At 51.4% G+C, this 24,856-nt stretch carries 16 protein-coding genes; 4 read left to right on the plus strand and 12 right to left on the minus strand.

Annotated features, from left to right (window positions below; all coding sequences use genetic code 11):
- Positions 1–307: 307 nt before the first annotated feature.
- Positions 308–1,435, minus strand: a complete 1,128-nt coding sequence (locus tag AAC022_RS17910; RefSeq protein ID WP_339733272.1) for a serine hydrolase domain-containing protein — start codon at positions 1,433–1,435, stop codon at positions 308–310.
- A gap of 137 nt (positions 1,436–1,572) precedes the next feature.
- On the opposite strand from AAC022_RS17910, the gene AAC022_RS17915 reads away from it, so the two are divergent.
- Positions 1,573–2,646: a DUF2920 family protein gene (locus AAC022_RS17915; protein ID WP_339733273.1), complete on the plus strand. Its 1,074-nt coding sequence runs from the start codon at positions 1,573–1,575 to the stop codon at positions 2,644–2,646.
- Between the two features lie 21 nt (positions 2,647–2,667).
- On the opposite strand, the gene AAC022_RS17920 is transcribed toward AAC022_RS17915, so the two are convergent.
- The 6 genes from AAC022_RS17920 to AAC022_RS17945 form a co-directional block, all read right to left on the minus strand.
- Complete coding sequence (locus tag AAC022_RS17920) at positions 2,668–4,563, minus strand: heavy metal translocating P-type ATPase (protein ID WP_339733275.1); 1,896 nt, start codon at positions 4,561–4,563, stop codon at positions 2,668–2,670.
- Between the two features lie 181 nt (positions 4,564–4,744).
- A complete protein-coding gene (locus tag AAC022_RS17925) occupies positions 4,745–5,458 on the minus strand; it encodes a divalent cation transporter (protein ID WP_339733276.1) in 714 nt (237 codons plus the stop codon).
- A 201-nt stretch (positions 5,459–5,659) separates the two neighbouring features.
- Entirely contained in the window at positions 5,660–6,928 is a 1,269-nt protein-coding gene (locus AAC022_RS17930; protein WP_339733277.1) for a cytochrome c peroxidase, read from the minus strand.
- A gap of 259 nt (positions 6,929–7,187) precedes the next feature.
- Positions 7,188–9,080, minus strand: coding sequence for an ABC transporter ATP-binding protein (locus tag AAC022_RS17935; protein ID WP_339733278.1), 1,893 nt, complete (start codon positions 9,078–9,080; stop codon positions 7,188–7,190).
- Positions 9,081–9,439: 359 nt separating this feature from the next.
- Positions 9,440–9,931 carry a hypothetical protein gene (locus AAC022_RS17940; RefSeq protein WP_339733279.1) on the minus strand — a complete coding sequence of 164 codons (492 nt, stop codon included), beginning with the start codon at positions 9,929–9,931 and terminating at the stop codon, positions 9,440–9,442.
- A gap of 148 nt (positions 9,932–10,079) precedes the next feature.
- A complete protein-coding gene (locus AAC022_RS17945) occupies positions 10,080–11,039 on the minus strand; it encodes a DUF1559 domain-containing protein (RefSeq protein ID WP_339733280.1) in 960 nt (319 codons plus the stop codon).
- Between the two features lie 410 nt (positions 11,040–11,449).
- Between AAC022_RS17945 and AAC022_RS17950 the strand changes: the two genes are divergently transcribed.
- The 3 genes from AAC022_RS17950 to AAC022_RS17960 are packed head-to-tail and all read left to right on the plus strand — an operon-like array spanning position 11,450 to position 16,918.
- Entirely contained in the window at positions 11,450–14,539 is a 3,090-nt protein-coding gene (locus AAC022_RS17950) for a PSD1 and planctomycete cytochrome C domain-containing protein (protein ID WP_339733281.1), read from the plus strand.
- Entirely contained in the window at positions 14,532–15,989 is a 1,458-nt protein-coding gene (locus tag AAC022_RS17955) for a DUF1501 domain-containing protein (RefSeq protein WP_339733282.1), read from the plus strand. The genes AAC022_RS17950 and AAC022_RS17955 overlap by 8 nt, the downstream gene beginning before the upstream one ends.
- Positions 15,986–16,918 (plus strand): alpha/beta hydrolase, encoded by a 933-nt coding sequence (locus AAC022_RS17960; RefSeq protein ID WP_339733283.1) that lies wholly within the window; start codon positions 15,986–15,988, stop codon positions 16,916–16,918. Before AAC022_RS17955 ends, AAC022_RS17960 begins: the two co-directional genes overlap by 4 nt.
- Here AAC022_RS17960 and AAC022_RS17965 read toward each other — a convergent pair whose 3' ends face one another.
- The 5 genes from AAC022_RS17965 to AAC022_RS17985 form a co-directional block, all read right to left on the minus strand.
- Positions 16,919–18,037, minus strand: a complete 1,119-nt coding sequence (locus AAC022_RS17965) for a prenyltransferase/squalene oxidase repeat-containing protein (RefSeq protein WP_339733284.1) — start codon at positions 18,035–18,037, stop codon at positions 16,919–16,921.
- Between the two features lie 202 nt (positions 18,038–18,239).
- Positions 18,240–19,628 carry a DUF1501 domain-containing protein gene (locus tag AAC022_RS17970; RefSeq protein WP_339733285.1) on the minus strand — a complete coding sequence of 463 codons (1,389 nt, stop codon included), beginning with the start codon at positions 19,626–19,628 and terminating at the stop codon, positions 18,240–18,242.
- A gap of 33 nt (positions 19,629–19,661) precedes the next feature.
- Positions 19,662–22,196, minus strand: a complete 2,535-nt coding sequence (locus AAC022_RS17975; protein ID WP_339733286.1) for a PSD1 and planctomycete cytochrome C domain-containing protein — start codon at positions 22,194–22,196, stop codon at positions 19,662–19,664.
- Between the two features lie 60 nt (positions 22,197–22,256).
- A complete protein-coding gene (locus AAC022_RS17980) occupies positions 22,257–23,195 on the minus strand; it encodes a sugar phosphate isomerase/epimerase family protein (protein WP_339733288.1) in 939 nt (312 codons plus the stop codon).
- 35 nt (positions 23,196–23,230) lie between these two features.
- Positions 23,231–24,328, minus strand: coding sequence for a LacI family DNA-binding transcriptional regulator (locus AAC022_RS17985; protein ID WP_339733290.1), 1,098 nt, complete (start codon positions 24,326–24,328; stop codon positions 23,231–23,233).
- Positions 24,329–24,856: the final 528 nt, after the last annotated feature.

Genomic DNA, 24,856 nt, shown 5'->3' on the forward strand with positions numbered 1-24,856 from the left:
GAATTTGATAGTCAATGAGGTTTGCTTTGTGCTGAGAGAGCAGCTAAATCTGATTGGTTACTTAGTATAGTGCAATAGTCTGATTAATGAATGTAAATAGATCAATTTCTATTAAGAAAAAATATGAGAGGAAGTCGAAACAATTAAAAAGACAGAACCCAGATGGACTATTTTACCTAAGTAGAGATAGAATGAGGGGATGCCGTGTCAGAGTCTCTTCATTTTCAATCGTAACGAAGCGCGCACAGACTTTAGCTTAACAGGAATTTCATCGCCTGGTTTCCTGATCGTCGGTTCTGAATGCCGCTTATTGGAAAGCAGAAGCAATGATGTTCGACAATTGTACCAGGCGCCAGGGGGCTTTGGAGCGAATTGCCGTAGTGAGCAGGATGGCAAATCCATCACAGCGGCGATCCATCCAGACCATGGTGCCAGTCGCTCCTGTATGACCAAAGACACTGCGGTCGAGCAAATTTCCCCAGCTTCCAGACTGACCGGGATGATTCAATCGCCAACCCAGGCCCCACGGTTGAGAACGGCGGATCGATTCGGGCAGGTCAGGATAATCATTGAGCCGATTCGTGGTTGCCATCTCCATCATTGATCGGGAAAGCAGGCGTTCGTCCTGCAGTTTGCCATAGTTGAGCATGCACTGACAGATGACGGCCATATCTTCCGGTGAGCTGAACATGCCCCCCCAGGGAACTCCCAGGTCCTGCCAGTATTGACTATTCCAGCCGAAATTCGAGCCGATCTGGTATTCCGGTGTCTCGACACGCACCAGTCGTTCGCGCGGAAAGTCGCCACGCCCCAGCCAGGTACTTTGCAGGCCAAGCGGCTTGATGATTTCGTCACGCACATGCTGGGCAATCGTTTTTCTGGTGAGCCGTTGTACGATCTCCGCGACGATCAGTGTGCCCATGCTCTGATAACTGAGCCCGGTTCCCGCAGGTTGGAACAGAGGCACTGTATCGAAAATAGCACCATGAATAAATTGATCGAGGGGGGCCCGTGATTGACGCAGTACAACATTGTTCTCGAGCATATCGGGCATCCCCGAAGTATGTGTAAATAGGTGATGCACGAGCATCGTCTCTTTATGGTGTGCTGCGAAATCGGGAATGTAATGCGTCACCGGATTGGTGAGTACGAGTTCGCCGCGTTCGACCAGTTTCAGAGCACTCATGTAGACGATGGGTTTGGTGATGGAAGCCAGGAGAAACATGCCGTCTCGTCGCACGGGTTCCGCATTTTTTTCTGGTCCCTGTTTACCGAAGAACTGTGGCTCCACGATTTTTCCGTGACGGCCAACAACAATCGCGGCTCCAGGCATGGTGCCCGCTTCCGTCCATTCTTTCAGTAATCGTCCTACCTGTTGCAGTCGATCTTCATCGAGTTCAATTTCCTGTGGTTTGACAATAGGCAGTGATGTCATCGGGGAGTATCTCCCAAAGGGGCATTTGTGTTGACTCTGGTGAACCCATTCACCATGATCGATAAGATGGCGTTCGTCAAGCGATCGCGCGTATGCAGACAACGGTGATGAGATTTAAACAAGACAAGGTCAAATTCATGCTGAAACAATCTATTGTATTTATCGTGTTCATTTTTTTGGGACTGGGGGGCAGTGAGTTACGCGCTGCGGAGTTACCAGCACAGAATGAAAGTGTGTCGATAAAAACTCAGGAGTGGCCGTTTCAGCCGGGACCCCGTTCCGTCAAGGTTTACATCTATTACCCGGGCAACAAGCTGGCAAATGTGAACGCAGAAACAGGCTTGATGCTCAACCTGCATAACTGGGGTGGCACGAATACATCAGGCGCCGGCAACCCCGCTGTGCTTACGAAAGAACTGAATGTGATTGCGATCTCGGTGGATTATCTGCAGAGCGGATCGTGGAAGAATCAAGCAGCGATGGGGGCACCCTACGATTTTGGTTATCTGCAAGCGATTGATGCTTTACGGGCACTGTCGTTTGTGTACCACGGGCTACAGGAGAAAAATATCCCGTTCAATTCACAGCGAATTTATTCATCCGGCGGTTCAGGGGGCGGGAATGTGACGCTGATGTGCAATAAGCTCGCACCGCATACATTTACGTGCGTGATTGATATTTGCGGCATGCCTCGGCTTTCCGATGATATCGCGTTCCATTTGCCCGGCGGGAGTTCTCTCAACGCCCGTTACAGCCAGGACAAAAATGACAAGAATTATTTGGCGCCGGGCGCGCAGGAGATTCGATTTGTCGGGAATCCAGAACATTTGAAACTGATGAAAGACAGGAACAACGCAGCAAAAATCATCATCATTCATGGGACAGGAGATACGACCTGTCCTTACCCCGATGCAAAACAGATGTTTCAGAATATGAAAGCCGCCCAACTGGATGTCGAAGCCAAATTTGTGACACCCGCGGATATTGATAACGTCGTATTTAAAACAACCGGCCATTCACTCGGGGATCGCACGCAGATGATGATTCAATATGGTGGCGATTATATGATTCCGGGACGTCCGCAGTTTCGCTTGCGTAAGACTCCCACCGATTTTGAATTGAAGCAGGATGTGATTTATCCGACTTCAGACGGGCGTTATGTGATCTCTTATGCTGACGGCAATCCAACGGTCCGATTCGAGTCAAAATGAGTTTGATTGTCGGCGGTGCATCTAAACCGTTGAACCGGGAGTGAAGTCAATCAGTGCCTTGGGAGGAATCGCGACCCGTAACGCGTTCAGCACGGCCAGAACATCAATGACTTCCTGCGTCAGCGCCCCGGCGACAGGGGGAAGATATCCAGAAGCGGCGAGTAACATCCCCAGCATGCTTAAGCCCATGCCTCCGATTGCACTCTGCAGAGCGATGCCTCGCATGCGACGACTGATGTGCAGGAATTCATCGATCTTTTGCAGTGAGCTATCCATGATAATCACGTCGGCTGCTTCGGTCGTGACATCGCTGTTTTGACCAAAAGCGATGCCGACCGTTGCTGCAACCAGCGCGGGCGCGTCGTTGATTCCATCGCCGACAAAGATCGTATTGGCGCGTGTTGTTTCATCATTGACGATCTCCAGTTTTTGCTCGGGGCTCTGACTGAAGAAGACATTTTCGATGCCCACCTGATCGGCAAGGTAACGCACTTCAGATTCCCGATCACCGGAGACCAGCATGGTGCGCTGAATATGGTGTCGCGGCGTGAGGTGATGGATAAATGACTGGCCATCAGTGCGGGGTGTATCCCGAAAACGATACGTGCCCGCATATTGATCGTCGATTAGAATCAGGCATTCCAGGCCACCCGCCTGTTCGGGGAGTTGGCTTTCAACTTCGGGCTGCTGTTTGAGTAGTTTCTTGCGACTGGTAATCTGAATCGTGTGTCCGTCGACGGTTCCCTGGAGCCCTTGTCCGGGGGGTTCGCTGATTTCGGTGGCTTCGTGCGTGATGGTTTTCTCTGCCTGTACAGCGGCGAGGATGGCTTGCGCCAGTGGGTGCTTGGAAAAACGTTCAATACTGCCGACAAGTGAAAGGACTTCTTCCTGATTGAAGCCGTTAGCATAGATCTGTTCGGTGAGATGCGGTTCGCCGTAAGTCAGCGTGCCTGTTTTATCGAAGATGACTGTACGGCAGGTGTCCGCGGTTTCCAGTGCGGTCGGATCCCGAACAATGATGGCTCTGCGAGCGGCCAGAGAGATGGAGCCGATGATGGCAACCGGAATTGCAATCAAGAGCGGGCAGGGAGTGGCGACCACCATTACTGCCAGAAATCTCACGGGATCTCCTGATATGATCCAGGCGGCCAGACCGATCAGAACAGCCAGCGGCGTATACCAGGCGCCCAGTTTATCTGCCATCCGCCGCATGCGGGGACGGTGTTGTTCTGACGTCTGCATGACCTCCATGATTTTGGCGTAGCGCGAATCGACGGCCAGTTTCTCTGCGCGGATCGTCAATGCGGATTCGCCGTTAATCGCGCCCGAAAGTACCTGCGAGCCAGGTGTCTTGGACATCATATAGGGTTCGCCGGTGAGGTACGATTCATCCATCACGCCATGGCCTTCGAGCACACTTCCATCGATGGGACAGATTTCGTGGGGAAAAATGACAAGCGTATCGTCGATGGCAATCTGATCCAGAGGAATATCATCGATGCGCGAATCGATTTTGCGATGCGCGATTGAGGGCATCCGTTTGCTTAGCGCCTGCAGAACAGACGAGGCACTACGGACGGCGTAGGCTTCCAGGGCTTCGCCTCCGGAAAGCATCAACACGACCAGTGATCCTGCCAGGTATTCATCGAGTAAAACCGAGACGACGATGGAAATGCCGGCCAGCAGATCTGAGCCGAATTCCCGGTGAATCATTTTGACCAACAGTCCCCAAACCAGTGGCGTCCCCCCCAGCACGAGCACAGCCCAGAGCGGGATATTTTGCATGGTTTCTGAAGTGACGAATGCGAAACGTAAGACCAGATGCGCGGCGATCATGATGATCGTGAACACAGCGATCAATGTTTCGAGAGATTTCCAGACAGCTGAACCCGGTTTCGATGGATTGGAGTTCGACACGCTGATTCCTTTTGTGTGTACTGCCGAGAATATTTGATCGGAGCGTGTTGCCTGCACAGCTCGGCGGATGTGTGCAGCAACGTATCAGAATTATTTATACTGGATATTGGTGAGACACGTCTATTATAACCAGGGCAACAATCTTTCTATCGGTTGATCCGTTCAGTCTGTTTTGCAAACGTTATGCGACGACCATCTGTGCAATCAATCCGAAGACAAAACCAAGTACCGCGCCCAATGCGGGGGCCGAGCGGTGTTCCAGTTTGGCCTGCGGTGCGATATCCTGAAATGTCAGGTACAGAATTCCTCCCGCTGCGAAGAGCATCGTCAGGCCGACTAGTTGAGGAACTTGCGATAATAAATAGTAGCCAATGAGCCCAGAAAGAGGGCCCAACAGGACCAGCAGGCAAAAACCTGGCAAGATCATGCGTTTTTTCATGGTGCGTGAACTCCTCAATTCTCTGTAGGCGTTAAAGCCTTCCGGCAAATTCTGGAGTCCGATTAAAATGGCGAGCAATATTCCCACAGAGCCACCGTTAGCGAATGTGGCCCCCAGCGCCAGCGATTCCGGCACGAAGTCTAGCAGCATGGCGAGTAACTGCGAAGCGGGATTTTGATGCGTTTCCAGCATCTGGTCAATGAACATGAAGCAGACGCCACCGATCAGAATGGCGGCTCCTGCCGTCAATGGATTTAGCTCTTCAATGCCAACGGGAACCAGTACCAGCGCAACAGCGGCCAGCAATACGCCACCACCAAAGGCAATGATGGAATGCCGAAATTCTTCTTCGAGCCAGCGCGGATGAATCTGTTCGATTTTGGCAAGAAAACCACCAATGGGAATCGTGCTTCCTGCCAGAGTCGTCAGTACGATGACTTCGAGTACGCCCGACAATGTTTTTCCTTAAAACCAAAATTCAAGAGTTTGAAATTGAAAAACAGACGTTTCGCCGATTATTTGAAACGTGTAATACGTCATAGGATAACAGCATTTCTAAAAACGCACAGCAGCTAACCCGCTTGATTCGTAACCAGAAATAAAAATAGCCCGGTCCTGAAACCGGGCTATGAGAGTTGTCAGCTAAAACAGGTGAGACTATTGAGGCAGCCGCCCGGTTTCCACTTTTGTGAAGGGACCAGTACAGGCTTTCATGAATGCTACCAGATCTTTCTTATCCTGATCGGTAAGATTTAGCTTTTTCACTTTATCACTCAAGAAAGGATTCGGCGTGCCACCTTTGTTGTAGTGTTCGACGACTTCTTCCAGAGTTTGCTGAGAACCGTCGTGCATGTAGGGGGCACTGAATTCAACATTGCGGATCGTGGGAGTCTTGAAGGCGCCTTTGTCTTTTTCCTGTTTGGTGACTTCATAACGCCCCAGGTCCGGCTTCTTGGCATCCATACCTACGCCGAGGTTATGATATTTTTCATCGGCCAGATTCGGACCTAAGTGACAGGCAGCACAGTTGATTTTTTCGCTGAAGAATAAATCCATGCCACGCAGGGCACTTTTCGACATCGGATGTTTTTTGGTCTGTGCCAGAATCGGCTCATAAATGTCGGCTAAATCTTCGAGGTCTTCTTTGTCCATTTTCAGGAACGGTTTTATTTTTTCCTGATAGTCAAACGGAGAAGGCCCTGTGACAAGCGTGCGTTCGAATGCGGCAATCGCTTTACCGATGTTGTCGATGTTGACGCCGTCCTTGAATATTTTCTTGAACTGCATCTGATAACCGGGAATTCCTTTGATCGTTTTCACAACACTCACGTGCGTATTTCCCATTTCGATGGGGTTCTCGATCGGACCAACGGCTTGTTCTTCCAGCGTGGCGGCACGGCCATCCCAGAATTGAGGACCGCTCAGAATCCGGTTATAGCTGATAGGAGAGTTGCGGCCCCCTTCCTGATCTCTCACGCCGACGCCGAACTGTGTATGCCGACCGTAACCTTCATCGGGATGATGGCAGCTGGCACAACTGATGGTATTGTCGGACGAGAGTCGTGTGTCAAAATAAAGCTGTCGTCCCAGTTCGACCTTGGCCCGCGTGAAAGGGTTTTCTTTGAGTCCCACCATTTGCGAGGCCCCTGCGCTCAAGCCGAGCGGAAGAGTCACTTCCAGGATTTCATGATTTTCAGGTTGGCTGAGCCATGCCTTAATATCTTGTTTCGTTAACGGGCCTTTTCCGGGAATACCGGATGTCAGCTCAGGTGTGCCCAACAGCACTTTATTGGATTTCTTTGCTGAGGTGGAATTTGTCTCTCCTGCATGTGTGATGTCTTCAAAATGGGCAGTCCCAATGACAATTCCACCGACAATGCTGAGTTTCAAAAGTACGGAGTCTCGGCCACGTTTCAATACATTCATACTGCTGTTTCCTTTTCGGGAAGTTCCCGATTTTTTGTCTTTTAACGGTACTACGAAATTTTGATTTAACAGGCGTTCTGAGCAGTCAGAACTAAGGTGTGATTCAACAGAGTTCTGTCTTTGGCGAACCGTTGAACAATTCTGGAGGAAGGACTCATATATCAAATTGTAAACATGCGATGGATGCTTTTCAATTTCGAAATGTTGTGATCACGAAGCATAAATGAAAAACGAATGTGCACTTGGCAGCCGTTCTGCTTCAATTGACTTCAGCCGGACTGGTTTGCAGTAGAACCATCTCACGATATTTTCCCCCTGCTTCCATCAAAGCATCATGAGTCCCTGTTTCCGTGATGCGTCCTGCTTCAAAAACCACGATCCGGTTGGCATGAGTAATGGTACTTAATCGGTGCGCGATCACAAAACAGGTGCGACCTTGCATCAATGTCGTCAGACTGTCTTGAATCAGCCGTTCACTTTCCGTATCCAGATTACTGGTGGCTTCATCAAGAATTAATATACGGGGATCGGCCAGAATCGCTCGGGCAATGGCCAGCCGTTGTCGTTGGCCGCCGCTCAATCTCACGCCACGCTCACCAATCACAGTCTGATAGCTGTTCGGAAGGAGTTTAATAAATTCATCGGCGTTCGCAATTTCTGCTGCCTGTTGAATTTCTGATAACGATGCGTGACGATTGCCGTAGCCGATATTCTCAGCCACACTTCCATCGAACAGAAAGACATCCTGTTCGACCACACCAATGTGGTTACGATAACTTTCCACATTCAGTTCACACAAATCTCGACCATCCAGCAAAACACGGCCGGTTGTCGGATCGTAAAATCGCGCGACCAGATTACAGAAGGTCGTTTTACCCGCACCGCTGGGGCCGACGAGGGCAATTGTTTCACCCGGCTCGATATCCTGCGAGATTTCCTCTAAAGCAAACTGTTCGGAGCCCGGATATTGGAAACTGACATTCTCGAATGTGATCCGACCGCTGATTTCTGCCTTACTGATGGTTTTCGCAGTAGACGATTCCATCTCGCGTGGTTCATCCAGCAGGTCCAGCACACGGTCAAACCCTGATAGACTATTTTGAAACTGAGCCGCACTTTGGGCAAGCATAGCCAGGGGACCCAGTAGCATTAACAGATACGCCAGAAACATCACCAGCTCACCCAGCGTCAGCTCTCCCTGCAGAACTTGCCAGCCGCCATATAAAAGCAGACAGGCAGAAGCGATAGGGATCAACGTTTCCCATGCGATTTCAATGAGCCGTGACCACCACCAGGCATATAGCTCCTGACGCCCCATCAGATGATTGCCTCGCAAGACGCGGCTGGTTTCAGAACGCTGTCTGCCGAATGCCCGCACCACGCGCATGCCGCCGAATGATTCGGTAGCCTGTGCATCAACGGCGGCGCGCTGTGCACGAATGCGACGGTGCTGCGGTCGAATACGACTGATCCAGGTGCGATGTGTTAGATAAACCATTGGTCCCAGGAAGATTGCCCCCAGCAGCAGTCGCCAGTCGACCCACGCCAGAATAATCAAGCTGCCCAGCAATTGAATAATCGCGCGGCAGGGATTGTACAACATTCCAAATACCAATTCGCCGACACTGCCGGCATCCTCGCGTAAGATACTTGTCGCTCCCCCGGATTTGAGTTCCTGAACTCGATGCAGAGGCAGGCGCACGGCCTGTGCGAAGACAGCCTTACGGACTTTCATTTGAATCATTTTTGTAACCCGGGTCGCGTGCCAGCGGCCCCAGATCTGTAGTGCAACTCGAATCATCGAAATTACGATCACGGTGATGGTAATGGAAACAAGCAGCGGCCAGGGTTCACGTGGAATCCACTTAGGTAAAGAGACCGGCAGCGGTTTTTTGTCGAGTACGTTATCGACGACAAATTTGGTCGCAATCGGGGGAATTAACGCCAGTAGTGTGGCGATGGTTAATGTCAACAGCGCCAGGATCATCGACCGGCGATGAATTTTCAATAAGCCGAGAAAACTGCGCACTAACTCCCAGGAAGAACGGTCTCGCGTTGCAGATGGTTTGCCTTGGGTAGTGCCGTTCTTGTCTTGAAACTCGGCTTTGAATTTTTCGAATTGTTGGCGACTGGAGAGCGAGTTCGTACTCATGGATCATCTTTGGTTTTGAACGATATTTTGAATTGGATACCGTTTATGGAGAGGCAAGGATTGCAATAAAGCAGAAGACTCACTTTTAAGGATAGACAGATTCCGCGCGTAGTAAGCCACTACTTCAGTATATCCGTATGCGCGCACAAATGCGAATTGAGAAGTGCCACACGTCGGTTCAGGCCGTATTTCAGGCTGTTTTCAGCTGACAACCTGTTTTGTCGTAATTCGACAGTTTGGCAGCATTGCTTGAGGGGAAGCAGACAGGTTAACTCACAATAAATCGATCAGGAATCGAGAAGCAGCGTTCCAGCAGCGCCGAGTATCAATTCTCGATGCTGTAGGAACGGCTCAAAAACTTATTTTGTTTCTTTCGGTTTATCGTCGGTTAATGGAAAATCGATTTGATTTTCTTCGTCTGCTTTGACAGTCACCAGTAGTCCGGATTTTTCTAAATCACCATACCATTCGGGGATGACGGAGACCGGTGCCTCATTTCCACTAACTGTGTCTTCGGGTAATCCCGAGCCTCCGGAACTGGTGAGTGCTGTGATCATGACTTTGTATTTTCCGGGAATTACCCCGTCATCGTCTTCAAATGTCCCCATTTCATAGATTCCTTCGCGGTTGACTTTTCCCTGAGCCGGGGGGCCACCACCAATGGGTATGAAAACAAGCGAACCGATACTTAACGGTTTTCCGTTGTAGCTGATATTGCCTGTGACCGTTGCTCGTGCCGGTCGACCATCACCACAACCAGACGTGTTGAGCAGGACAAGGCACAGTAAGAGCAGCAGAAAGTTTGTCTGATTGAATACTCTGAGATAAACAGGTAGTAGTTTATAGATCATCACAGTTCCTTTACAGTGTGGAATAATGAGCAGCGAAGAGATGCCTGTCACGTAAATCAATCGGAGCATGCAGCAACGAGAGCCGAGTCTTTTACAACTCAAACTCTCTTTGTCTGCGCGCTCTCAGCATGAATGAAACGGGGAAGCCTTAGTTCCATTCGCCCAGGACTTCTCCGCCGGCACGTGTTCCCAGCGATTTGAATAGCCCGAGATCGATATTCTCACTAATGAAGTGAACCGAACCATCGGCCATCATAAAATGCGCACCCCCAACATGAAAACTGGTAAAGGGCGTATGGTTGGTGCCGAAATCTCCGCGATAGTTGATCGGAAATTGAATGTTTTTGCTATCCAGGGTGAGTCGCCTCGTGCTGGTATACCAATACATGCCCCATGTCCAAGGCTGGATGCCTCCCCAACCGGCTTTCATCGACGCAGACCAGCCATGCGAGGATGATGATTCTCCCAGTAAAATTGTGTTCGTGGAACCATCGATAATGTCGCGAAACTTTGTCTTGCTATGCGGGTAGATTAACCCGGTATTAGCCCATCGATAATTATTGCTCTCAGTAGGATTGGTGACATCTTCAATGCGACCGGCAACTCCCCGGTAATGCAGGGCGCCTTGACCAACAATCCAGGGTAACGTGGAACTGACGATATCCGGTGATCGGTTACCCAATGCTGAGGAAGGGCAGGCGAGTACGGGAATCGGCCCCCAGATTTCACTTTCGCCATTATGCGGAGCTGTGTTATTTCTCCAGGGGGCGAGTATCGTGACCGGGTCTGCTGAAAAGCCTTCCATTGCGTGAACGCGGGTTGCTTCATCAATATAAGGGAAGATTTTGGGAGCCCACCCCATATGGTATCCGCCTCCAGAATAGCCGGGAGTCGGATGGCTTCCGTTAGGGAACGTCGTAAAAGTATCGTGGTAGTTGTGAAATGCAAGCCCCAGTTGTTTCAGATTGTTCTTACACTGAGAACGCCGGGCTGCTTCTCGGGCTTGTTGGACTGCCGGTAGGAGAAGGGCAATCAAAATTGCGATGATGGCAATAACAACTAACAACTCGATTAATGTAAACGCGCTTCGTCTGGAATAAGTGCTCATCTTACATTTCCTGGAATGAAGTGATGTGGAAATATGTAATAGTTGAGCGACTTAACGTGTGTGAGCGACTTAAAGTGTCTTTACGATTTCAAGTGGGTCGTTGTGTAACAATGTTTAATAAAGAATAGTTAAATTGTTCAAGATGTCAATATGTTTTATAAAATAAGGTCTTTTTCTGTTCTGGAGAAATAGGCCATCAGTCTGATTCCAATTGAAAAACATAGACTTTCCAGTGGATCTGTGTTTCAAACTGAGTCGAATCAGCAGAACGATTCCTGATTCCTGTTTAGAGCCAGCGGCTGCTTTATTGAGTTTGTCTGGACCTGAGGTTGTGCCGAAAGTACGATGGAACTTATATCAGTATGCAGTGATCCTTCCCCGAAATTTCTTTCCCAGGTTAAATCAATCCCTTGAGAATACTGCCTTGTTTCAACAAGTTGATTCTATTGTCCATCGCATTGGGGGCATACAGTCCGCTACGCGCGGCGGACGAGGTGAATTTCAGTCGCGAGATCCTGCCGATTCTTTCGGATCGCTGTTTTCACTGCCATGGCCCTGAGCCTACGCATCGCGAAGCAGACTTGCGCCTGGATTTACGCGAGGCTGCGACTGCTGATCGCGACGGAACCGCCGCTATCGTTCCAGGGAAACCGGAAGCGAGTGAGCTGTTGACCCGGATTACAACCAGCGATGCCGATCTGTTAATGCCGCCGCCCGACTCACATCGCAAACCATTAACAAAAAAACAGACCGAGCTCATCCGGAACTGGATCGCCGCAGGGGCGAAGTGGGGCAAACATTGGTCTTTTGAACCACCGGCGAAAGCAGATTTCAACGCACAAGAAAAGCAACAAAACCCGATAGACGTGCTCGTGCGACGCAAGTTGGTTGAAGCAGGCCTGTCACTCTCACCCGTCACAACAAAACAGACACTCATTCGTCGGCTCTCATTTGATCTGACGGGATTGCCTCCGACTCCGCAAGAAGTCGAAGCGTTTGTGAATGATCCGTCTCCCGATGCGGATGCAAAACTTGTCGATCGGTTATTGATGTCGAAACATTATGGCGAGCGGATGGCGATGTGGTGGCTGGATCTTGCCCGTTATTCCGATACGGATGGGTTTCAGCAGGATTCCACGCGCACCAACTGGCCGTGGCGGGACTGGGTGATTCAGTCGTTCAATGAAAATCAACCCTTCGATCAGTTTACGATGGAACAATTCGCAGGTGACTTGTTACCGCAGGCGACGCCGGAACAGAAACTGGCGACCTGTTTTCATCGCAATCATATGACCAACGGAGAAGGGGGCCGCGATCCGGAAGAATCGCGCATCGATTATGTGATCGATCGCGTCAACACTACGGGGACGGTCTGGCTGGGGTTGACGCTGGGGTGCTGTCAGTGTCACTCTCACAAATTCGATCCGATTTCCCAGACCGACTATTACAGTCTGTTCGCCTTCTTCAACAGCATTGATGAAGATGGAAAAGCGGGCCGCGGTGCGAAACCATATCTGAAATTTAAATCGCCGCTGGTGAAACGTGCAATTCTGGAAGCACAAGAGGTTGTCGACGAACGTCGTCCTGTAGAAGCACAAACTCGCAAACAGGCTGAGCTGGAGTTTGAGCCGTGGCTGGCGGAGCAGATACGTGTTGTCGAAAAAGGATTTACAGCCTGGCATCTGCCTCAAACCAGATCACTCAAGTCAGTGGAAGGAACGATTCTGACACAAGAAGCAGACGGCACGATTCAGAGCAGTGGACCGAATCTCCGTCAAGATGATTACCGCCTGACAGCAGCAACGAATTTACCGCGTGTGACCGGCATCCGGCTGGAAGTCTTTCCTCATGCTTCGCATACGGAAGGCAAATTAAGCCGAGGTGCCAATGGAGAATTTATTCTGACCGACGTCAAACTTCAGGTACGTCGTCAGGGGAGTTCTCAGTTGCGAGATATCGAGTTCGCTACTGCGGTGGCAGATGTCGAAAAAACAGTCAAAGGTCGCAAATATGGGAAAATCAAAGATACGCTCGATGACGATCCCCGCAATGGTTGGACAACCGAAACGCACGATCCGAAGCAAAAACATACCGCCGTGTTTGCGTTAGCGGAACCTCTGGTTCTTGACGATCAGGAAGAGTTGATCTTTGTCATGCTACATCGCTCCACCGAGGGGAACGTAAATATTGGTCGATTTCGTGTGATGCTGACAGATCAGCCGGGACAGGCAGTGCGGTCACTCGATTCGATGCCTCTGGTAGCGTTGGCGAAAGCCAAAGTGAAGGAGACATCCCAACTTGATCCGAAGTTGAGAGTGCGTCTGCTGAATCAGTTTCTCGTTGATCACAGTGCGTATCAGAAGAAAAAAGCAGAACTGGATCGGGCGAATACACAACTGGCTCAAGTCAAAAAAGCAGCCGGTGAATTGTCCGTAATGGTTTTAGCCGAACGAAAAGAACCTCGCAAAACGTTTGTGTTGGAACGAGGTGTCTGGGATAAGCACGGTGCCGAAGTGGCCCGATCTGTGCCGGAAGCAATATTCCCGCTGCCGCAAGAAAAAACAAAAGATCGTCTGGGGCTCGCACGCTGGCTGGTGTCTGACAAGAACCCGTTAACCGCGCGCGTCGTCGTCAATCATTTGTGGCAGATTTGTTTTGGGCAGGGTCTGGTTCGTACTCCGGGTGACTTTGGTCTGCAGGGAGAACCGCCCACACATCCGGACGTCATCGACTGGCTGGCGGTGGAACTCATGGAACACAATTGGGACCTGCAACACATTCTACGTTTGATTGTGACCAGCCAGACGTACCAGCAGCGCAGCGAGGTCTCGAAAGCATTACTGATCCGCGATCCGGAAAACCGATTGTTGGCCCGCGGACCACGATTTCGTTTACCAAGCTGGATGATTCACGACGCAGCGCTCCAGGCGAGCGGCTTATTAAACCCGGCTCTGGGTGGTCCTCCGGTGATGCCTTATCAACCGGCGGGAGTCTGGGCCGAAATGTTTATGGGGCGCTTTCGCTATGAACCCAGCCAGGGAGCGGCCCAGTATCGACGCAGTTTGTATGCTTTCTGGCGGCGTTCGAGTGCGCCGACCTTTCTGTTTGACAGTGCGCAGCGCCGCGTGTGTGAAGTGAAACAGAGACGTACAAATACACCATTGCAGGCGCTGACACTGCTCAACGATCTGAGTATTCTGGAAGCCTCGCGTGAATTAGCACGCACGGCGATTCAACAGGAAACCACCGTGCCGGAGCGACTGAATTTGATCGCTCGCCGGATTCTCTCCCGAACACTGGATGAACGGGAAAGAACGGTTCTGAAACGGGAGTTTCAGAAATCACGCGCACATTATCGGAATCAGCCCGAGGATGCATTGAGCCTGCTCGATGTCGGACAGCCGCCGAACAAAAGCCAGGTGACAGCAGACGAACTTGCCGCCTATATGATCATCGCCAGCATGGTCTTTAATTTGGATGAGGCAATCACCCATGAATGAGCAAATCAAACAACGTGCCTTCGAAATTTCCCGCCGTTATTTTCTGGGACGCGGTGCCGGCGTCGGTCTGGGCGCGATGGCATTAAGTCTCTTAGAAAACACACGGCGTGCTGAGGCAGAGAAAACACCGGCGATTGGACTGCCGGAATTACCACACAAACCGCCACGGGCAAAGAACGTCATTTATCTGACACAGTCGGGCGGTCCTTCGCAGATTGAACTCTTCGACGATAAACCGGGTTTAATGAAATGGGCCGGTAAGGAACTGCCGGAAAGCGTGCGTGGCGGACAGCGGCTGACCACGATGACGGCGAATCAGAAGCAGTTGATTATGCCGTCGCGAACGAAATTCAAACGCTACGGTGAAAGTGGAGCGACACTGGGGGAATGGTTGCCTTATCATGGCGAGGTGGCCGATGAACTCTGTTTCATTAAGTCGATGGTGACCGATCAGATCAATCATGCACCGGCGATGACAAAATATCTGACAGGGCATCAACTACCAGGACGGCCCTCAATCGGTGCCTGGTCGAGTTATGGACTGGGAAGTGATAATCGGAATCTGCCCGATTATCTGGTGCTGATTTCCAAGATGAAACGTCCCAGCGATCAACCACTCTACGATCATTACTGGGGGAGCGGCTTTTTGCCCTCTCGTTATCAGGGCGTGAAGTTGAGGAATGCTAAAGAGCCCGTGTTGTATCTTCGCGATCCGGACGGACTGCCTCGAAAGGTGAGGCGGGGCATGCTGAACGGCATCGCCGAATTGAATCAGATGCGTCTGGAACAGACGGGCGACCTGGAGATTGAAACGCGGATTCGTCAATACGAGATGGCCTGGCGAATGCAATCCAGTATTCCCGAACTGAATGATTTGAGTGATGAACCCGAATCGACGTTCGAACTATACGGCCCCGATTCGCGTCGGCCGGGCAGCTATGCCGCCAACTGTGTGCAGGCTCGAAGACTGATTGAACGCGGCGTACGATTCGTGCAGTTGTTTCATCCCGATTGGGATCATCACAGCCGCTTGGGTTCGTGGTGCGTGGCACGCTGTCGTGATACCGATCAGGCGAGCGCCGCGCTGGTCAAAGATCTCAAACAACGGGGATTACTGGATGAGACGCTGGTGATCTGGGGTGGCGAATTTGGTCGGGGTGTCGCCGGTCAAGGAAAGTGGGACAGTCCCGAAGGGGGCCGCGATCATCATCCGCGTTGCTTCACGACATGGTTAGCAGGGGGCGGCATCAAGTCGGGCATGACGTATGGTGCCACCGATGAGTTCAGTTATAACGTGGTTGAAAATCCGGTCAACGTCCGCGATCTGCATGCCACGGTGCTGCACCTGTTGGGCATCGACCATGAGCGTTTTACATTTCGACATCAGGGACTTGACTTCAAACTGACGGGAGTCGAACCGTCGAATATCATCAAGGAAATATTAGCATGAGACGGTTCACAGTAATGGCGTTTTTGATCGCAGCGATAGGTGCGAACCTGCTTGGCAGTGCAGAAGCACGCGAGCCGGATGCGGTGATCGATCTCTGGCAGAACCAGGCGCCCGGGGAAACAACGCGTGAGACAGGCACGCAACTGGCCCGACGTGCTACAGAAAATCCGCCCGCGACGCGCGTCAAGGATATTACTCGTCCACAATTGCAGGTATTTCAACCAGCTGCCGACAAACGAAATGGCGCTGCGATTCTGATTCTACCCGGCGGTGGATACAACTATGTTGTGACGGATAAAGAAGGTTCGGAAGCCGCGGAATGGTTAAATGAGTTGGGTGTTACCGCGTTTGTGGTGCATTATCGCACAAAACAGAAAACCCCTTCCGCTCAAAAAAATTCCAAGTTACCTGCTTTTTCGGAGCGGCCGTTACAGGATGGGCAGCGAGCCTTAAGTCTGGTTCGCAAGCGTGCGGCAGAATGGGATCTCAAACCTGACCGGATTGGTGTGATCGGGTTTTCTGCAGGAGGCCAGGCAGCCGCTTTGGTGACCACTCGATTTGATGAACGCGCTTACAAGCCCACTGATGCCATTGATAAAGTCTCGTGTCGTCCTGATTTCAGTCTGCTGGTTTATCCCTGGCGACTGATCGATGACAAAACGGGAACACTCAACGAGGTGTTCACGGTTTCGAAGTCGACACCGCCGACGTTTCTCGCACATGCCCATAATGACGGCGCCACACCCTTAAGTAGTATTCTGTTTTATACGGCACTCAAGAACAATGGCGTGGGCAGCGAGTTGCACATCTATGAAACCGGCGGACACGGCTACGGCATGCGACCGGTCGAAAATTCCGACGTTGATACGTGGACCGATCGTGCGGAAGACTGGCTGCGTCAGCGGTCGTTGATTTCTGCTGCAAAATGATCAATCGGTGGATGGTTTGGCTGGCTCACAATTTTTGAGAGCCAGTAATGTATACGCGGTGACCAGATTTGGATCTCCTTCAAACCAGCGGTTGGATTTGGAATTCACCCAGCTGCCGTTCTCCTGCTGGATTTTGAACAGGTGATCGGCAAGTTCTTTGCGCCAGTCGTGTTCGTTGCCTTGGCTGTCTTTGACCTGCTCCTGATCCAGAGTTGATAAGGCTTTGGCAAAGAGCTGGTAATAATAAAATAGGCCGTTGTCTCCCATGCCGGGATTGTTCTCGACGGTATAGTTTTTTTGAATCCAGTTGATGGCGGCTTTGACGCGAGGATCTTTGGGAGTGAGTCCCGCGTAGATCATGCTTTTGAGGCCGGCGTAGGTCATGCTGCCATAAGAGCGCAGGCCTTCCTCTTTCGTTTTTCCTGCGGGCGAAGCACCGCCGGCAGAGACGTTGTAATAGAAGCCTCCGTCATTCACCTTTGCGGCAGCGGGGGAAGTGTTAAATTCACTTTCCAGATTCTGGCATCGGGAGACGAACGTCAGTGCTTTCTGAATTGCAGGATCGTCTGATTTCGCACCGGCGGCTTTCAAGGCTTCGATCATAAACACGGTATTGGACAAGTCAGGGCGCCCTCCATCCGGGCCATATCCGGCGCCACCATATTCCAGGTCGCTGGGTTTGATATCTTTGGCTTCATCGAATTGCAGTCCACGCAGAAACAGTTCTGCTTTTTTGATTTGCGGCGTGTACTTGCCGGACTGATTCGCATCTTGCAGCGCCATCAAGCCGACGGCCGTTTCATAACCCGAGTGTTGGCTGCGAGCCGAACAGATGCGGCCATCTTCCTGACAGAAGGAAACAAGTTTCGTTAATGCCTTTGCGACCGTGGGATCGGTGACAGGAACCCCTGACTCGATTAAAGCAGATGTGACTAATGCAGAAATCCCGGCAGCTTCGTTGAACGTCCAGGTGCCATCTTCGTTTTGTGAGTTTTTCAGAAACGTGATTGCTTTTGCGCGTGAGGCATTGAACTTTGCCGGTTCCGGGCCTGCTGCAAAGAGTAGAGAGGAGTTCCAGCAAAGGCATCCGAGTAACATGATCCGCAGAAAACAGCACATCTTTTGACGCTCCTTAAGTTGAGGGGGAAATCTTAGCTTAAGGAGACGCAAAAATTGTTCCTGTTTTTGAGGTACTCAGGAACCGCTGGGTAGAAGCAGGTTCTGTAATGACGGGAGCGTGTCTTGGAAACGGTGGTTGGAAAAATCGTCAGCGATGTCGGAAAAAGCGTCACCGCTGAGCGGGGTGATGATTCCGCGATCTCTATGCTTTGAGAATTTCTTTGACGACGTGGCCGTGTACGTCGGTCAGTCGGAAATCGCGACCAGCGTGGCGGTAGGTTAGTTTCTCATGGTCCAGTCCCATGATGTGCAAGATCGTGGCATGGAAATCGTGAACGTGGACCATATCTTTCACAACATAGTTTCCAATCTCGTCTGTTTCCCCATGCACAGCGCCGCCGCGCACATTGCCGCCGGCGAGCCAGCAGGAAAAGGAGTTCGGGTGATGCGCGCGGGATTTCGTTCCTTTGCCGTCTTGTGCCCAGGGAGTGCGTCCAAATTCCGTACAAAACACCAGCAAGGTATCTTCCAGTAAGCCACGTTGTTTCAGGTCTGTGATGAGTGCGGCGATCGGTTGGTCGACGCGACGGGCGTATTTTTCATGCGAGGCGATATCGCGGTGTGCTGCATCCCAGTTATCACGGCAGGCACCAACGGCGTCGATGATTTCGACAAAACGGACTCCCCGTTCAATTAGACGACGGGCCATAATGCACTGGGCAGCGTAACTCGATTGATCTCCCTGGGTGACCCCATATGCTTTCAGTGTTTCCTTTGTTTCTTTTGAGAGATCAAGGGCTTCAGGCGCCTGTTGCTGCAGGCCTGCCGCGGCGGTAAACGAAGCGACGCGTCCCGAAAGTTGGGCATCCTGCTGGCGTTGTTGCAGATGACGTTGATTCATTTTCGACAGCAGTGACATTTCCAGTTGTTGGCGCTCTCGTGACGTCGGAGACTTTAAATAGGGAATGGGATCAGCGCCGGGGACGACCTGCACACCACCATTGACGGCGGGTAAAAAATTGGCATCCCATAATTGCGGGCCGTTGTAAGGGCGATGTTCTGAGATGACGATGTGTGAGGGCAGATTATCATTGAAGGATTTCAAGCCGTAACTCATCCAGGCTCCGATGCCGGGCATGGCGGTGGTCGTGCTGCCTGTGTGAAGCTGCAGTGTGGCTTCGCCATGATCGCGATGATCACTGTTCATGGAGCGAATGAGGGCGACTTCATGCATCTGCTCGCGAATGTGGGGGAACAGATCACTGACTTCCGTTCCACATTTCCGATTCGGACGAAATTTCCAAAGCGGTGCTTTTAAGTATCGTTCGACAATCGGTTGTCCGGAGACCGCGGCTTTATTTTCGTCGCCGATGGATCGATCGTGCCGCTTCGTCAGTTCGGGTTTAGGGTCGAAGGTGTCAATGTGCGAGTAACCTCCCGACATGTAGAGCATGATCACATGCTTGGCCTGCGGGCGATGATGGGGCACCGTAGCGCCCGCCGGTAGCGCAGCAGGGAGCAACAGTCCCGCCGTGGTGCCGAGTCCGGCCTGCAGTAGACTTCTGCGATCGATGTTTATGGAATTGTGCATTTTGTCATTCCTCAGTGGCAACTGCGGTTGATATCAGTCTATGAAAAAAAACTCATTACTGGTGAGCAGAACTTTGGCGAGTCCTGTCCAGGCTTCCTGATTTCCTGCAGCAGCATCCTTCGGGTGCTCCTTGAGCATTTCTCTGCGATACGCGTGTAACGACTCTAAAAAATCAGCCTGTTCTGCAGGCGTGGGATTGCGAGAAAAAGCGATCTGGAACGCGGCCTGGAGCTGTTTTTCTTCGGTTAGATTGGACTGCAGAATTCGTTTTCCGAATGATTCCGCCAGCGCGGGAAGAAAAGGGGAATTCATCAGGTAGAGCGCCTGTGTCGGAAGATTGGAACTGCTCCGCGTTCCCGTGGTTTCGTTTGTGTCAGGTCCGTTAAACAGGCCGAGGAACGGATGCTTAAACAGCCGTTGCGTCATTAGATACACGCTCCGTTTTTTGGAAGGGTAAACTTTATGGAACGGCCCATTCAGACTGTAGCCCTTCTTGTGCCAGGGCATGAAGGGATGCGGTCCTCCCGGCTCGCGATCCAGTTCGCCTGACACAAACAGCATCGCATCGCGGATTGATTCGGCGTCGAGTCGTTTGCGGGAATACTTCCAGAGAAACACATTTCCCGGATCACGCTGGCTATTTTCTTTGATGTCATTGCTGTCCAGTCGATAGACGCGGCTTAACATCATCTGTCGATGGATCGCCTTGAGTGACCAGTTCTGTTCAATCAGTTGATTAGCCAGGTAATCCAGCAATTCGGGATGCGAGGGAGCAGCTCCCAGAACGCCGAAGTTATCAACTGTTTTGACCAGCCCCTGACCAAAGTGGTGATACCAGAGTCGATTGACAATCACGCGAGCCGTTAAGGGGTGATCGGCTGCGGTAATCCAATTGGCGAGTTCTTCGCGACCGGATCGTTGTTGATCCAAATCGGGTTTGGTTTTGGAAATCACGCTGATGAACTGGCGGGGCACGACATCGCCGGGATTGCTGGGATTGCCGCGGCGATGTAACTTGGCATGGTGAGGCTTGCCATCGATGACGGCATACAGCATTTCTGCGGGCGGTTGTTTGACCAGTCGGGCTTTTTCCTGCTTGAGCCAGGGTAAACCGTGTTCCATCAGTTCCTGGAATTTTCCTTTGTGAGACGCCAACAGTTTTTGACGACGTGCTTCCAGCTTCTCGATCGGTTGTTTATCTTTCTCTGCCTGTTTGATTTTGGCTGCGACTTGCTTGTATTCTTCCAGTGTTGGTTTTAACCAGGGGCGAAAGTGATTTCGAATCTGATGTTGATATTGGCTGAGCAGATCCCAGTATGCGTCGATCTTTTGTTGCGAATCCGGATTATTTTCCGCTGCGACGAGTTGGGTGGGCGAGGGTTGGTTGGACGCGCCCATGGTGGGATAGAGCGTACTTTCAAATATGCCGTACAGGCCGTAATAATCGGTGGCCAGCATCGGATCGAATTTGTGGTCGTGACAGCGGGCGCATTTTAACGTGACGCCCATGATGCCGCGACCGATGGTGTCGATCGTGTCATCAATGGTCAGGTGCTGATCTTCATATCGTGTATTACCAAACCGGCGGGAGAGGGCGATAAAGCCGGTGGCGATTTTGAGCTGTCGGGCACGCTGCAGATCGTCTTCCTGTTTTGCCAGAATATCGCCGGCCAATTGTGCCTGCAGAAACTGGTCATAAGGGAGATCGGCGTTGAAGGCGTCGATGACCCAGTTGCGGTAGAGATAAGCGTCGGGAATCGGATAGTCTCCGACATCACCCTGCGTGTCGGCGTAGCGAGCGACATCGAGCCAGTGGCGTCCCCAGCGTTCGCCGTATGCGGTCGATGTCAACAGACGGTCGACGACTTTGGAAAACGCGCGCAGATCGCTGTCGGGATCGTTAAGGAATTCATTGACTTCCTGTGGAGTCGGGGGGAGTCCGGTCAGGTCGAAGGAGGCCCGTCGGATCAGAGTGCGTCTGGATGCCAGTGGTGCGGGTGTGAGCTGTTCTTTTTCGAGCCGTTCAAAGATAAATTGATCAATGGGGGAAGTGGACCAGAGTGGATGATCGACTTCCGGCGGCGCGACCGACTGACGTGGCAGAAAACACCAGTGCGATGTCGTCAGCGACTCAGTTTTCTTAGCCTGCGATTTCTGGCGCGGCTTGATCTTTTCTGCCGGCCAGGGAGCACCCCATTCGATCCATTGTTTGAAGTGCTGGATGGTTTCTGCGCTCAACCGATCATCCACATCCGGGGGCATTTTTAATACTTTATGCGTCCGTTGAATGGATTGGTATAACAGACTTTCCTGAGGCTTGCCGGGAATGATCGCCGGTCCGAATTCGCCCCCTTTGATTAAGGAAGAACGTGAATGGACGGCGAGGCTACTTTCCGCGTCGGCGTCTCCTGTGTGGCAGTCGGCACATTGTTCAATCAGGACGGGGCGAATATGCAACTCAAAAAATTCGAGTTGACTGGCGGATGCTTTTGCCGGTTTCGCTGCGCAGACGGGGGGCTGCAGGCTGGAGAGTACCGCCAATGCCAGTATCATAATTTGCTGCTGCATTCGATTGTGCTTTATCATGGTCGAACCATTACCATCGGGGGATCAATTAATAATAACTACTTAGCCGCGCGTAATTCCTGCCTGTTGAAAGGCGGGGGCGATGTTTTGATAACAGGTTTTCGCAGCTGCGATGGGATCGTAGCCTTTCTGTTTGAAGACCATGCCACTGACTTCACAACAGATGTCTCCTCGGTACCCGCCTTTGACAGCCAGTTTCAGCAATTCAACATAGTTTATGTCGCCACTTTCGCCGGGGAGAACAAATCGCGCTTTGTTATTTTGCAGGACGGTGTCTTTGATCTGAATGAAACTGGTATAAGGCATCATGATTCGCATCGAATCTTCCAGCGAGATATTCCGGTGGGTAAAGTGGCTGAAGTCATAGTTCAAGCGAATCCAGGGACTGTCAATTTGCTGCACCAGCCAGACGCCTTGCTCCGGTCGATCAACGACGCCGCCTCGATGCGGTTTAACGGTGATGACGGTTTTGGTACTCTCGGCGACTTTGGCCCATTCTCTCAGGTTGTCACGCATTTCATTTTTTCGATCGTCCCATTTCCCGCTGCCGGCAGTGGTTTCAATCAGCGGAGGCTGCTCTGGTTTCAAAGCATGACCCAGTTCGGCGGCCCGCTTGAGACGTTCGAGAACTTTCTGCTGGCTCGCTTTCGATCCGGTCAGATCGCAGTGTTCCATGAGCGAGGTCAGTTTTAAGCCGGTCGCATTCAATTTCTTGGAGACCTCAGCGCGGCGCTGGGCGTTGAGTTTTAACGGTGTGGCGTCCCAGGCATCCATCAGGCAGAGTTCGACGGAGTCGTATCCGATGTCGGCGACCGCCTGCAGTGCCTGTTCGGTTTTCATGTGCGGCATGCCGTAGAGGCTGAAGCCCAGGGTGAGCTTGGGTTTGGCTGATTTTCCTGCCTGTAACCCGTTGACGCCGGCCAGACTGATGGCGGCGGCACTGGTGGAATAAAGAAACTGGCGACGTGTGAGCGAATTCATATCTGAGGTTCCTCTGCCGGAGATCGTTGGTTTTGTTAGCTGTTGAGGTGGCGAACTGATTCGCCGGGGGTCAGGTGTGGTTCCAGGGTTAAATCGACGTTGGCAATCGAGTTTTTCATGGTCAGGCGGGTTTCGAGCTGTCGGACAGCCAGTCGGCCGATGTCATGGGCGTGAATGTCAAAGGTGGTCAGTTGTGGATAAAGGCCGGTAATAAAGGCGTGGTCGTTGTTTCCTGAAATGACGCTGATCTCTTCGCCGACTTTGATGCCGCGTCGGGCCAGTGATCCATACACGACTGCCGCAACACTGTCGGCGCCTGCAAAGACAGCGGTCGGACGTTTTTTAGCATTTAGTAATTGATCTACCAGATGTTGAACGGCCTCTGTTGTGAGTGGAGGTTTAATCGGCAGATTCCAGCCTTGGGAAGGGGGATCGACAAAACGCTGCACGTCTAAGCCGCGCCGCATTGCCTGGGAGACGAAGCCGGTTTCACGATTCATCATAATCAAGTGGTCGGGTTTGGGATTCAGAAAGGCAACGTGTTGATGTCCGTGATCGGCTAGGTAGTCGGCGGCCTTCGCGCCGAGTAAAACGTCGTTGGCGCCGACGCAATCACCCCAGCAACCTTGCGGCCGTCCCAGCAGCCAGACAGAGGGAATTTGCGAGAGTTGATTCAATAACGTTTTGTTTGATTCGATCAGCATTTTTCCCTGCAGCGGACCAATCAAAAACAGACCATCGATCTGGTCGAAATCCAGATGGGCGGGCACCGCCTGCAGATCCGGAATATGAGCGACTTGAAAATGAACGCCTAGTTCCGAGAACGCGTCTTCAACGCCACTGATGGCAGAACTGACCACGGGGAGTGAGATCAGCGATCGATCCAGGCCGAGAGAGAGGACCAGTAACTGTTTTCCTTTAAGGATACTGGCTGTGCTTTGGGTGGTCTCGTTTTTAGGCCGTCGTTTACGAAGGGGACGGTAATCTAAAGATGCTGCGACCTGACGAATGCGCTGTTTGGCTGCTTCACTGATACTCGGGTCGTCTCGCAATGCGCGACTGACAGTGCTGACCGCACAGTCGGCTGCTTTGGCAACGGTTTTTACCGTGACGAGTTCAACAATTTTACTCACGAGGGGCCTCGTTGGTGTATTGATCATTAAGGACTGATGCAACGCATATAACAGGAAGTTGCGTGTTATAGAAATACGTTGTTTGCTCGCTCTACTCTTGTTGATAAACGATTAAGTGATGGATGTAAAGTAGAATTAGTTCATAGATAGGAATATTGATACAAATCGAGATAAGATAGATGTTACGCAAATAGATTTTATTTGCGTTGGGTTTTTGATGTGATTAGGTGGGATGACTGATTAAATAGAGATTCTGTCGCGTGTTTTGGGCTCGGTGTCGTATCCGCAAGTGAGATTTATTTCGACAGAAAGTCTTTGCTCTTTGAGGCTAAGTTGAACGGGACCCGGCATTGTGGTAATCCAGAGTGTGCAATTTTCTTGATTTGCATTAGATAGTATCATTGAAATAGTAATTCGCCTCTGAATGTTACTGCTTGATATTCAAAGGCATTGGATGCTTTATCAGTCTTTCCATTTGAGTGATATGACGCCTGGCATCGGGTATTCAATACGGATCGCCAGGCGATG

The organism is uncultured Gimesia sp., from assembly GCF_963976445.1.
Lineage (GTDB): Bacteria > Planctomycetota > Planctomycetia > Planctomycetales > Planctomycetaceae > Gimesia.

Excerpts from the sequence above, each read along its gene's own strand:
- AAC022_RS17910 (WP_339733272.1), bottom strand. The coding sequence starts at position 1,435 with ATGACATCACTGCCTATTGTCAAACCACAGGAAATTGAACTCGATGAA.
- AAC022_RS17975 (WP_339733286.1), bottom strand. The coding sequence starts at position 22,196 with ATGCAGCAGCAAATTATGATACTGGCATTGGCGGTACTCTCCAGCCTG.
- AAC022_RS17960 (WP_339733283.1), top strand. The coding sequence starts at position 15,986 with ATGAGACGGTTCACAGTAATGGCGTTTTTGATCGCAGCGATAGGTGCG.
- AAC022_RS17970 (WP_339733285.1), bottom strand. The coding sequence starts at position 19,628 with ATGCACAATTCCATAAACATCGATCGCAGAAGTCTACTGCAGGCCGGA.
- AAC022_RS17980 (WP_339733288.1), bottom strand. The coding sequence starts at position 23,195 with ATGAATTCGCTCACACGTCGCCAGTTTCTTTATTCCACCAGTGCCGCC.
- AAC022_RS17940 (WP_339733279.1), bottom strand. The coding sequence starts at position 9,931 with ATGATCTATAAACTACTACCTGTTTATCTCAGAGTATTCAATCAGACA.
- AAC022_RS17965 (WP_339733284.1), bottom strand. The coding sequence starts at position 18,037 with ATGTGCTGTTTTCTGCGGATCATGTTACTCGGATGCCTTTGCTGGAAC.
- AAC022_RS17955 (WP_339733282.1), top strand. The coding sequence starts at position 14,532 with ATGAATGAGCAAATCAAACAACGTGCCTTCGAAATTTCCCGCCGTTAT.
- AAC022_RS17935 (WP_339733278.1), bottom strand. The coding sequence starts at position 9,080 with ATGAGTACGAACTCGCTCTCCAGTCGCCAACAATTCGAAAAATTCAAA.
- AAC022_RS17930 (WP_339733277.1), bottom strand. The coding sequence starts at position 6,928 with ATGAATGTATTGAAACGTGGCCGAGACTCCGTACTTTTGAAACTCAGC.
- AAC022_RS17915 (WP_339733273.1), top strand. The coding sequence starts at position 1,573 with ATGCTGAAACAATCTATTGTATTTATCGTGTTCATTTTTTTGGGACTG.
- AAC022_RS17945 (WP_339733280.1), bottom strand. The coding sequence starts at position 11,039 with ATGAGCACTTATTCCAGACGAAGCGCGTTTACATTAATCGAGTTGTTA.